At 43.0% G+C, this 11651-nt stretch carries 16 protein-coding genes; all 16 read left to right on the top strand.

Annotated elements, in window-relative coordinates; genetic code table 11:
* Positions 1–152: 152 nt before the first annotated feature.
* The 16 genes from H8S75_RS31445 (at position 153) to H8S75_RS31370 (ending at position 11637) form a co-directional block, all read left to right on the top strand.
* Positions 153–473, top strand: coding sequence for a hypothetical protein (locus H8S75_RS31445; protein ID WP_006771085.1), 321 nt, complete (start codon positions 153–155; stop codon positions 471–473).
* Positions 474–530: 57 nt separating this feature from the next.
* Positions 531–1574, top strand: a complete 1044-nt coding sequence (locus H8S75_RS31440) for a phosphoadenosine phosphosulfate reductase family protein (protein WP_187024833.1) — start codon at positions 531–533, stop codon at positions 1572–1574.
* Positions 1575–1654: 80 nt separating this feature from the next.
* On the top strand, positions 1655–1966 hold the full coding sequence (locus H8S75_RS31435) for a hypothetical protein (protein ID WP_187024832.1): 312 nt from the start codon (positions 1655–1657) through the stop codon (positions 1964–1966).
* A 625-nt stretch (positions 1967–2591) separates the two neighbouring features.
* Positions 2592–2858 (top strand): hypothetical protein, encoded by a 267-nt coding sequence (locus H8S75_RS31430; RefSeq protein ID WP_148510120.1) that lies wholly within the window; start codon positions 2592–2594, stop codon positions 2856–2858.
* A gap of 17 nt (positions 2859–2875) precedes the next feature.
* Positions 2876–3178 carry a hypothetical protein gene (locus tag H8S75_RS31425; RefSeq protein ID WP_243270544.1) on the top strand — a complete coding sequence of 101 codons (303 nt, stop codon included), beginning with the start codon at positions 2876–2878 and terminating at the stop codon, positions 3176–3178.
* A 62-nt stretch (positions 3179–3240) separates the two neighbouring features.
* A complete protein-coding gene (locus H8S75_RS31420) occupies positions 3241–3621 on the top strand; it encodes a hypothetical protein (protein ID WP_187024831.1) in 381 nt (126 codons plus the stop codon).
* 4 nt (positions 3622–3625) lie between these two features.
* Positions 3626–4003, top strand: a complete 378-nt coding sequence (locus H8S75_RS31415) for a hypothetical protein (protein ID WP_187024830.1) — start codon at positions 3626–3628, stop codon at positions 4001–4003.
* Positions 4004–4183: 180 nt separating this feature from the next.
* Positions 4184–4351 (top strand): hypothetical protein, encoded by a 168-nt coding sequence (locus H8S75_RS31410; protein ID WP_187024829.1) that lies wholly within the window; start codon positions 4184–4186, stop codon positions 4349–4351.
* A gap of 39 nt (positions 4352–4390) precedes the next feature.
* A complete protein-coding gene (locus H8S75_RS31405) occupies positions 4391–4675 on the top strand; it encodes a hypothetical protein (protein WP_187024828.1) in 285 nt (94 codons plus the stop codon).
* A gap of 19 nt (positions 4676–4694) precedes the next feature.
* Positions 4695–5111, top strand: coding sequence for a hypothetical protein (locus H8S75_RS31400; protein ID WP_187024827.1), 417 nt, complete (start codon positions 4695–4697; stop codon positions 5109–5111).
* A 261-nt stretch (positions 5112–5372) separates the two neighbouring features.
* Complete coding sequence (locus H8S75_RS31395; RefSeq protein WP_187024826.1) at positions 5373–5906, top strand: DNA-packaging protein; 534 nt, start codon at positions 5373–5375, stop codon at positions 5904–5906.
* A complete protein-coding gene (locus H8S75_RS31390; protein ID WP_187024825.1) occupies positions 5903–7756 on the top strand; it encodes a terminase gpA endonuclease subunit in 1854 nt (617 codons plus the stop codon). Before H8S75_RS31395 ends, H8S75_RS31390 begins: the two co-directional genes overlap by 4 nt.
* 4 nt (positions 7757–7760) lie before the next feature.
* Positions 7761–7997 carry a DUF6148 family protein gene (locus H8S75_RS31385; protein ID WP_187024824.1) on the top strand — a complete coding sequence of 79 codons (237 nt, stop codon included), beginning with the start codon at positions 7761–7763 and terminating at the stop codon, positions 7995–7997.
* Between the two features lie 4 nt (positions 7998–8001).
* The gene (locus H8S75_RS31380; protein WP_187024823.1) at positions 8002–9504 is read left to right on the top strand and encodes a phage portal protein; all 1503 of its coding nucleotides are present in this window, start codon (positions 8002–8004) and stop codon (positions 9502–9504) included.
* A complete protein-coding gene (locus tag H8S75_RS31375) occupies positions 9458–10105 on the top strand; it encodes an HK97 family phage prohead protease (protein ID WP_243270546.1) in 648 nt (215 codons plus the stop codon). The genes H8S75_RS31380 and H8S75_RS31375 overlap by 47 nt, the downstream gene beginning before the upstream one ends.
* The gene (locus tag H8S75_RS31370; RefSeq protein ID WP_187024822.1) at positions 10105–11637 is read left to right on the top strand and encodes a phage major capsid protein; all 1533 of its coding nucleotides are present in this window, start codon (positions 10105–10107) and stop codon (positions 11635–11637) included. The genes H8S75_RS31375 and H8S75_RS31370 overlap by 1 nt, the downstream gene beginning before the upstream one ends.
* Positions 11638–11651 lie beyond the last annotated feature (14 nt).

Here is an 11651-nt window from a genome sequence, read left to right as displayed (position 1 = left end):
CGGCTTTTGAAACTATCACGGCGGTTATCCGGGAGCTGGAATATCATCAGTCGTTTGTGATTGGAAAAGATGGCGTGATTGCTCCAGATGCAGCGTATCTTTAATCCACAAAACTGATATTTTCCGTATGAAGGGACAAGGGGGTGGGAAATATGGAAGGACAAATAAGCCTGTTTGATTTCATGGCAAAGGAATTCCAGCCGGGGGACTGGATCGAGGAATGTTGCCTTGGAAGAGAATTAACATTCAACGAGATTACGGATATGGTGGGAAAATTGATTGTGATGGATATGAGCACAGAAAGTCACAATTGGTACAAAGTTGTTCAGGTAGAAAAGATTGTAGAGGGGGATAGTGGACGCCGTAGGTTAGTGTATTATGACGGAAAGCGGCAGCGCGGGCTTGTTGATGAAATATACTTTGATCCGCAGAGGTCCCGACCGGAAAAAACTTATACACTAAAAACTGATTAAGAGAAAGGAGCCGGAACCTTTCCGGAAAACAGGCGCGCCGGGTTCCTTTCGCAGAAAATGTTTATTAAAGAGGACGATTTAAAACTTAATGACTGGCAGTTCGGCCAGAGGAAATACCTACCATGGGAAATAAAGCTTCAGCTTACCAAAACACGAATCCGTGAATGGTATGATAACTGGGGAGGAATGGTATACCTGAGTTATTCTGGAGGACTGGATAGCCGGGTCCTGTTACATCTGATTCGGGAGACCGTCGGAAACGATGTGCCGGCGGTATTTTCCAACACAGGATTAGAATTCCCTGAAATTGTAAAGTTTGCGCGGCAGGCCAGTGGGGAATTTCGGGAAATTTATCCGGTCGATAAAGACGGTAAGCGGATCACATTCCGTAAGGTTATTACTACATATGGATATCCGCTCATAAGCAAGGAAACAGCCAGAAAGGTGTATAAGCTACGACATGGTAATTTGTCGGACAGGCACAGAAATTATCTCTTGAATGGAGATGAAAGAGGAAGTTTTGGAAAGTTGGCGGACAAGTGGCAATTTCTGATTAATGCACCGTTTGAGACCACGGACAAGTGTTGTGAAATGATGAAAAAGAAGCCATTTGATAAGTTTGTAAGGGAAACTGGACGTTATCCATACATTGGGATCACCCAGGACGAAGGATTTAAAAGGGCGCACCAATATGCGCATACCGGTTGTAATGTTTACGACGGCAAGACCATTAAAAGCCAGCCTATGGGATTCTGGACAAAACAGGATGTGCTGCGGTATGTCGTGGAAAACGATCTGGAAATATGCTCAGTGTACGGTGATATCAAACAGACCCCATGCGGAGAGTATTATCTTACCGGAGAGCAGCGGACCGGCTGCATGTTTTGCGCGTTCGGTGCGCACTTGGAGCCGGAGCCTAACAGATTCCAGCGTATGGCGACAGAGTATCCTAAACAATATGATTATTGCATGAAGCCAGTGTGCGAGGGTGGTTTGGGAATGGCGGCTGTACTGGACTATGTGGGGATACCGTGGACCACATGGGAGGCGCAGGGACAGATGAGTATTGCAGATATTCCGGGTGTGATGCCAGAAGGTTGATCCGGTAAACGATATTTGCATATCCGATATTATGAGCACATTGAAAACTAAATATTAGTATTTTAGGAAGTAGGTGTGAGGTGTTAAAAATATTAATCATACCAGAAAATATGCAAAGAGGAGATAGAATCCTTGATGCTATATGCAAGGTGGAAACAGAATCCATTACGAAATATGACAAGGCACGAAAGAGGATTATAACTCACGGAGGAACATTGTATGAGGTGATCCGCCCAGACCCACGATATTTGATGGGGGTCAGAGCTGACCAGGTGATATTTGATTATGCTTTTAATACAACATTGAGAGATATAGTTGAATGTTCGATTTTGCGTAACTCTTGTGTTCCGAAAAAATTTCAGATTATAGATGATAGAAGTGTTTTAAATTAACATTTTCAAGATACCCGGAAAGGATGATGAGATTGCGGAAATTATTATTAAAACTGGCACATAGGATTCTAAAAAAATATGGGGTGATTCCTCTGGATTTTAAAGACAAGGTCTTTTTTATGGGAACGATTTACGAAATTCAGAGTTATGTTATTTCAAAAGAATTTTTTAAAACTGATGTTACTATAGAGATGTGTGATTGCTTGAAATTGCCTGATTTTGGGGAATCATGATTGAAAATTCCGGAGGAGTGGAGGAAAGTGATACATGTTTAATTGGATTCGACATTGTCTTTGTATACATGATTTTGAAATAGTAAAACAAAATGAGTATCCAGACAAGACAGTAACGACGTATTTGTGCAAGAAATGTGGCTGGATTCGGAAGGTGACGACAAGATGAGTTAGATTAGCATATGGAGGTGCAAGATGTCAAAGAGAACTCCAGATAATTGTAAGTATATTAAACATTATGGGGAGCCTGGATGTGATAGTAATGGCAAGTGTATGGGATTTGGACACGCAAATAATGATGAGCCAATAGAGGTGTGCAAGCGGTGCGAATACTGCACATCACATAATGAGGAGAATTAGTATTTTTCGCAGGAGCGGAGAAAGGGAATAAGATGAAAAAGACAATAGAATTACCAGTAGAAATAGGTGCGTTTGTGTATGAAGCAGATTGTCCGCGGCATCCGCAGCGTGTGATCGGTTACCGGATAGGACGAATGATGGGAGAAGACGAGGAAGAATTTGAAGAAGAGCGTAAGCCAGATGAATTGTACATGGAATATGAAATGTGTGGAATATCCGGATCGTCTCCGGTTTCAAGGTTAGGGAAAAGTATTTTTTTGACACGTGAAGAGGCAGAGCGGGCTAACTTGGGAGATTAAGCTTTGGAGGTAAATCTATGTGGAAGATAATTTTTAAATATCCAGCGGGAGGTACTGTAAAACTTACGAATAGTAAGCTTCCTATGGATGAAAGATTGGCAAGAAAGTACTACAAGCAATATGGTATTAACTCAGATGGAGGAACTTTTCAAAAGTATCCTAAAAAGAAATATAGGCCGATTGCTTTAGTCACTGTGATAGATATTCTTACTGCTGGCGGGAATCTGGAAAATGAGATTCTGATTGAACGGGAAAACGATCATTTAAAGGAGGAGCAAGATGGAAGAAATGTGCAAATATTGTTCACAGTGGAACGATGAAGTGGGGCGTTGTGATGCACCATACTGGTGTCCGGACAGAGATCGAATGGAGGCCAAAAAAGATGGAGAATCTACCAGAAAAAATAAAGCGCATTGATGTGTTGAAGGTAGAGTACGGGAAAAGAAAACTATGTGAATGCAGTAATCCACACTACGAGATTGATTATGTAAATAAAATTGTCCAGTGTGAGGATTGCGGCGCCATTGTGGAACCCTTTGAAGCCCTATATAATGTGGCGAAACATTATGAGACGTTAAGCGATCAGGTAGAGGCATTGCTTGAGCAGAGGCGTGAGATAGCAGCATATAAGCCCCATCTGATAGTCATAAGGAATCTGGAACGTGAAACCAGAGCCGGAATGATTCCCTATTGCCCGAAGTGTGGGGAAACATTTGAACTTGACGAAATAACCGCCTGGCATAACCGGAAATTCAGGAGGTAGAGCAGTGAAAAAAGAAATGATAATAGAAAAGCTGGAAGAGCTTTACGATCAGATACAGCGTGTAGAGCATGACCAGATGGAGGCTAACGGCGTTCAGCGAGCTATCGAGGTCATAAGCAATATGCAAGATGACGAGTTAATCGTAAAACTCCCTTGTAAAGTTGGAGATATAGTTTACGGCACATTTGCAGGAAGAGTATCTGAGTGCTTCTGCATTGGCTGGAAATACACTGGTGGTGGGCTATACATGATATGCATGGACAGAGAAAACCATCAAAACTATTCCTTCTTTGATTTCCTTTTTGGGGAGAAGTGGTTTTTAAGCAGAGAAGAAGCGGAGAGAGCGCTATCAAAAAAAGGAGAAAATACAGGAAATGAATAGGTGGAAAAGGGAACAGAATAATTTGAGAAAATACAAAGTCTGTGTCAAAGACACAAGCCATCGGTGCGGACAAAGCAAGAAATGTGTATTGTTATCTTCTTCTTGTCCGCGGCCGATAAATGACTAAATCGAGATAAAGAAAATATTACGGAGTAATACACAGGGAAAGGAGCGGCCGGCATGGCAAGACCGAGAAAAGCAGAAGGAGAAAAATACATACGGCAGGATATAAGCATAGAGCCGGGACAGTTTAGGCGGCTTATGGCCTATTGCCAGCGTGAGGACCGCTCCATCTCCTGGGTGATCCGCAAGGCGCTGGAAATGTTTTTTATGTGTAACGATACGTAACGTTACACAACTAAATCGAGATTTTGAAAGGAGAATAGTATGGGCGTTTTATGTGGTATAGTTATAGCTTTGTTTGTCGGCGGGGCGATTGCTGTACTAACGATAAGTTTATGCATGGCGGCAAATGATGGTGATGCAGAACGAGAACGAATGGAGCAAGCTAACGAAATATTGAATCTAAGGCTTGAGAATGAATATCTGCATATGTGGCAGGCGGAGGTACGGGAAAGCATAGATCAGATGGAGCCGCCGGAAGGATTTCCACCGGTGTATTGCCATGCATATAATGACACAGTGAAAGCGGTAAAAAAAATAGTAAACTGAGGCAGCAGGAGGGATTGTATTGCCAGATGTAAGACCATTAAACAGAACAAAGTATAATATAACAAAGCACAGGTTTTCAGAACTATATAATTTTTGTTTGCAGTATAAGGAGTGGAAGGACGAACTGAAATATAAAACAGATACAGTTAAGTCAATTGAAATCAGCGAATTGCCAAAGGGAGAAGGAGAGGCTGGTAACCCTACACAAGAACTTGCTTTGAGGAGAATGGAGTTAGAAAAGAAGTGTAAGCTGGTTGAAGAGACAGCCATGGCAGCAGGTGGAGTAGAGTTATATCCATATATCATGAAAGCTGTAACAGAGGAGGGAATAACATATAGATATCTGTCGATGATCATGAATATCTCTTGCAGTAAGAATACTTACTATGAAAGAAGAAAAAAGTTTTACTGGCTAATGGATAAGAAAAAAGAATAAATTTGGGACTCACAGGACAAGTCAATATGTTATAATAGTAGCATGAAAGTAGGGCTTCCGGAGACGGAGGCCTTTTCTTATGCTCATTGTACGAGATATCGTAAATGTTCGAAAAGGATAAACAATTCAAACTAAAGGTACTTCTGAGGGGGGTGCCGGGGGTGCGGGGCGTGGAAGGCGCAGTGTTTTTGGCTATAAAGTGAAAAAATTAAGGTGACTTCCTTCCGCTGACAGGAGTGTGGAAACTGAGGAGGCAAGGTTATGATTGTAAATCAAAAAGAACTGGCACAGTGCTTGGGGATATCGACCAGGCAAGTCAGGAATCTAAGGCAGGATGGCATGTTTCAGCAGGCCGCAGGAACCCGTGGTTACTCTATCGAAAAATGTGTACAGGAATACATAGATTTTAAAATAAATGCGGAACTGGGACGCAGTGCATCAATCTCGAAAGAAAAAATCCAGGCGGAACATGAGGAAGTGAAACGACAGATATCAGTTTTAAAATTGAGAAAGCTGAGACGAGAGTTGCATGAAGCGGCGGATGTGGAGGCATTTCTGTCAGATATGCTGATCCAGTTTAAAAACCGGCTTCTGTCCCTGCCAACCAAAATGGCTATGGAAATTGCCGGAGAAACTGATGTAAACCAAATCATTGATACTTTGACAAAAGATATTTATGAAGCACTCGACGAACTATCAGAATATGATCCGGATGATATTGATGGACAGGAAGCAGGAACCTATGACGAAATGTACGAGGATGAGGATGATGAAGACGAGGATGATGAGATATGAGCCAAAGAAGCCGATCGAGAATAAAAACCAAACGGCTATTTCAGCGGATTATCAAAAAAATACTGCAAAAACCGGAAACGCTTACTGTAAGCCAGTGGGCGGAAAAGTACCGGATACTGGATGATAACAGTAATATCAAGGGGCACTGGTCGAATGCAATTACTCCGTATCTGGTTGAGATTATGGATAGCATCAATGATTCAGACATCCGAATGACGTTTTTTTGCAAAGCGTCTCAGATTGGAGGCACTTCTGCGCTAATCAATATGCTCTGCTATATTATTGCTGAGAGCCCAGCACCGACAATGATTGTTTATCCATCAGATGATTTGGCAAAAGATATTTCTAATGATAGCTTAAAACCGGTATTTCGGATGGTACCGGAAATTCGAAAGATATTTATGGAAAACAGCTCGAAGGAATTACGACTTAAATTTAAGACCATGGTTTTATACTTGCGTGGTGCTGGATCACCTTCCAAACTGGCATCAAAACCAATTAAATATTTGTTCTTTGATGAGATTGATAAAATGGGCGGTGCATCTAAAAAAGAGGCATCGCCTTATAATTTGGCTCTTGAAAGGACAAAGACCTATAAGCCACAGGAAAAGGTTTTTGCGTGTTCAACGCCGACTCTTAAAACAAATTATATCTGGGATCTGCACGAAAATGCAGATGAAGTAAAACACTATTTCATTGTATGTCCACACTGCGGGGAAGAAATAGAGTTGGTCTTTAAGCAGATTTTTTTTGATAAAGACGAAGATCATAGGATGAGTGTGGCAGAGCGGGCGGCAACAGCAGTTTATGTCTGCCAAAAATGTGGCTGTGAGATTACAGACGGTGAAAAACCACGCCTGTTACGTGAGGGACGGTGGAAGGTGATCAAAAAACGGGGAGTCGGAAAAGCAAAAACAGTTGGATACTGGATCAGCTCGCTTTACAGTATTTTCCTGAAATGGTCGGATATAGTGGAGGAATTTCTAAAGTCCAAAGACGATCCGGATAAGCTTCAGAACTTTGTTAACTCATGGCTGGGTGAAGCATGGGAGGACACAAAGCTAAAAACGACAGAGGATACTGTACTGGAACGACAGACGACACTCCCGGAATTTGTCATACCGGCCTGGGCGGAGTTGCTTACCGCTGGAGTTGATGTACAGGAGACCAGTTTGTACTACACGATTCGGGCATTTGGAAAATTTACGACAAGCCAGAATATAACACATGGTCAAGTGCTTTCCTTTTCGGAAATTGAGCAGGTAATGAATTCTGAATGGGATACGGAGGATGGTAGGAAATTAATAGTAAACCTGGCATTAATTGATTCCGGATATCAGCCTGATGCCACGTATGATTTTTGTATTGACAATTCAGAATGGGCAGCGCCATGTAAAGGTGCAAGCAATCCTATGAGAGATCGATATAAAATCAGCAAAGTAGATAAAACGGACTCAAAGGCTTATGGGATGCAATTGGTTATTATCGATGGAGATCAATACAAAGATTCTATTGCCTCACGAATGAAACGTGAGAATGGTACTGGCAGTTGGATGGTATACAATGGTTGTGATTCGGAATATGCCAAACAGGTTACATCTGAACACAAAATCATGGAGAAATCTGCGAATGGCACTCGGAAAATGAAGTGGGTCGTAAAGCATTCTCATGCGGATAACCACTATCTTGATTGTGAGGTATATGCCATGGCTGCAGCCGAGATCCGAGGAGTCAGGAGCCTGCACCTGAGAGATTCCGGAACAGATGACATAGCACCAAAAAAAGAAGGGAATTATAATCCGGAAGAGAACTGGATTCAGAAGCAGGATGATTGGTTAACTGGAGGATAGTTATATGGAAGATAATATTAAGCTGTTCGGAAATGCTGCCGATCAGTTAGAAGTTGTAAATGAAGCAATATATGCAATTTTAAAAGGAGGGCAGTCTTATAAGATCGGTACCAGGCAGCTGACAAGAGCTGACCTGGCACTATTATATGATATGCAGATGAAACTACAGTCCCTAGTGGCAGGGAATCAGGAAAGCCCATTATTTGGAGACACAGTAGTGGCCGTGTTTGAAGGAAGGTGACACCATGAACTGGTTGGATCAGATAGTAGGCTGGGTATCTCCGGAAGCAGGATACAAACGAGAAGCATACCGCAGAGCTCTGGAGGTGGAAAGAAATTACGATGCAGCAGGCCATGACAGACTCAATGCAAACTGGAGAGTCTTCAATGAATCCGGGGAGATGACGGACCGTTACAGTCGTGATACGGTACGGGCCAGGGCCAGAGACCTTGAAAGAAACTCAGACATTATGAACTCAGTCACTGGAGCATATAAACGAAATGTGTTTGGCGCCGGATACCGACTGAGGGCAAACAGCGGAGAGGATAATCTGGACCATGAACTGGAACGGCTATGGAAGATCTGGTGCAAAAAACAGAATTGCGATGTCACGGGAACACAAAGCTTCAATGCCATGATGCGGATGGCAATTAGAAGAAAGAAAATTGATGGAGGAATTATATTACTGAAGCGCTACACCTCTGGAGGATTGATACCATTTAAGTTGCAGGCGCTTGAAGTGGATGAACTTGATCTTTCGGCCATGACAACGCACAAAAAGGAAAATAAGGTGGTTGGGGGAATCGAGTACAATCCCTATAACCGTCCGGTAGGATACTACATAAAGCAATACAGTATAGATGGATTCACGGAAAAAAATCCGATCTACATTGAAGCGAAGGAGGTCATTTTCTTTTACACAAAAACACGCCCGTCACAGATCCGGGAAATGTCCGATATGTCACAGACAATAAGCCGTATTCGGGATGCAAATGAATTTATGAGGGCTGTATCGGTAAAAGAAAGAATACTCGCCTGCCTGTCAGTATTTATTGAAAGGGAATTGCCCCCGGCTGGAGGTGGTCCCGGCCGTGGCATATCGGCAGCAGGGGCCGGAGGAGAACAATATAATTACCAGGGAAAAACTTTAACACCTGGCATGATCCAGTATTTAAACCAGGGGGATAAGGTTCAGGCAGTTGTACCTTCCGGTCAGGCAACAGATGCCACGGCATATTTAAAACAGGAGATTCGGCTTGTAGGTGCTGGGCAGGGACTGAGTTATGAGACAACAAGCCGCGATATGTCCGAAAGTAATTACAGCTCCGCGCGGCAAGGCATGATTGAGGATGATTTGACCTACGTAGATGATAAGGACCAGCTAATGGAGGTCATGGATGAAATCTATGAAACTTTTGTGATTTCGCTGGTCCTGGCCGGTAAGGTCGAGATACTGGACTTTTGGAGCAAAAAAGAAATCTACATGGAACATACCTGGATCCAGGCACCGAAACGTTGGATTGATCCGCTTAAAGAGGCAAATGCAAATAAGACAGCCCTGAATACAGGTCAGAAAACATGGGGAGATCTTGCTTCTGAAAATGGAAAGGACTGGAAGGAACAGATTGATGAAATGGCCGAAATCTTAGAGTATGGCAGCAGCAAGGGAATTGACATGGGAGGTGTAATATTTGGAAAAAATGGAACTTCAGCGGCTGACAAGAACGCAGCAACAGAGAAAGGATAAAGAAATCAAAGGGAGCCTGAGCCGTGCGTTCCCTATGGTTTCCATGCGTGCAGTTGACGGAGAGGAACGCACGATAGAACTGTCATTTTCGTCAGAGGAGCCCTACGAGCGGTGGTGGGGCGTTGAGATTCTTGATCACACAGAAGGCTGTATTGATCTGGAACGGCTCAATAGTATTGGCTGTGTCCTGTTTAATCACAACCGAGATGTGGTTATTGCAAAAATTGAAAAGGCATGGGTTGAAAACCTACGTGGATATGCAAGAATCAAATTCGATGAAGATGAAGCTTCTGATATTATTTATAAAAAAGTACAAAACGGCACCTTAAAAGGGGTATCGACTGGATACCAGGTCACCAATTGGGAAGAGGTAGCCGCAAATAAAAAGTCGGAAGATGAACGTTTTACAGGGCCATGTGATATTGCCAAAAGGTGGATGCCTTTTGAAATATCTGTAGTATCAGTTCCGGCCGATGCTACAGTAGGTGTAGGAAGAGAACTCGGAGATACTTTTCGAAATGAAACAGGAAGAACGCTGGACTATTTCAGCCGACAGCTTCAAATAAATAAAAATAAATTTTTTAAGGAGGAAATAATCTGATGGGAAGAAAACAGATTATGGCACGCCAGCAGGAACTGGTGAGCAAAGCAAAGGCGGAAAACCGCGATCTGACAGTGGAAGAGCAGGCTGAATTTGACGGCCTGCAGAGAGCGCTGGATTTTTTATCTGACAGTGGGGAACCGGGGGGGACAGACGGAGAGAGAAGTTTATCAGGCAGTACAGGTGACGATCCAACAGGTAGAATGGGGGACCCATTATCACCAGAAGAGGCAGCGAAGAGAGCAATTGAAGCAGAAAGAAAGCGTTCGGCAGATATTACAGAATTATGCCGTACATTTCAGCTTGATCCGAATGATTATATTTTGTCTGGAAAAAGTATGGAAGAGGTTAGATCGGCAGTGCTTAAACAACTTCAGGAGAACAATGCACCTGTTGGGGCACGTGTCACAGTCGATGAAGAAGACAAGTTTCGCGACTGTGTATCTGATGCATTAATGATTCGGGCAGGTGTCATGGTCAGCAAACCGGCACCTGGTAGCTCTGATTTTCGTAATATGAGACTGAGAGATTTGGCAGTGGAATGTCTGGCTCGCTCTGGGGAGGATACCAGAAATCTTTTGAGGGCCTCCACGGATGATTTATACGAAACGCTGTGCAGACAGTTCTATAACCCGACATCGGCATTTCCAGCTATTCTGGATAGTACGATAAAAAAAAGTATCGTTAAACTGTATGAGCAGGTACCTACAACCTTCCAGACGTGGACTACGAAAGGAAGCTTAAGCGATTTTAAAGAGACTGCCGATCATGAATATGTCATTGGCGGAATGGGAGACTTTGAGAAAGTCCCAGAAAACGGGGAACTCAAAGCTGATATGCCGCGTACAGAGCGTTTACCCAGCCGAAAACTGGAGACCTATGGAAAGCAGTTCAGTATGTCCAGACAGGCGTTTATTAATGATGATATCGGATTCCTGACAGAGATACCAGGTTTATATGCTACTAAGGCCAAAATGACAGTTGATAAACAGGTATACTCTCTTCTGTTTAACAACGGCAAGATTTTTGACGGGGTAAATCTTTTTGACACTAAGCATAATAATGTCATGGAAAAGGGAGGAAAACCCTCTCAGGAAGCCATCCAGAAGATTATTTTGCAGATGCAAAAACAGAAAGATCAGTTCGGCGAACCAATTTATGTGACACCACAGTATATTATTGTACCGGTTGGTTATGAGTTTGATCTGGCGGTTATTCTGCATTCTACACAGGTGACAGGCAGTGCGAATAATGATATAAACCCTCTGTATAATTACCCGCTCCAGATTGTGCAGACACCGGTGTTAAATGCGTTGGCCGGAGAGAAAGCCTGCCCGTGGTTTATGGTTGCGAATCCGATGAGTGTAAAGCATATCCAGGTGGATTACTTAAACGGACAGGAAACACCTATCGTAAGGCGGATGGAAGCAGCAGGAACACTTGGCTTTACCTGGGATGTTTATACTGACTGGGGTATTGCAGTAAGAGACTTCCGCGGCATTACCAAAAACCCGGGAGAAATCATTGCATAAGGAAGGAGAAAGAA

Source organism: Hungatella hominis (genome assembly GCF_014288005.1).
Lineage (GTDB): Bacteria > Bacillota > Clostridia > Lachnospirales > Lachnospiraceae > Hungatella > Hungatella effluvii.
This window is presented reverse-complemented; position numbering and strand designations above follow the sequence as displayed.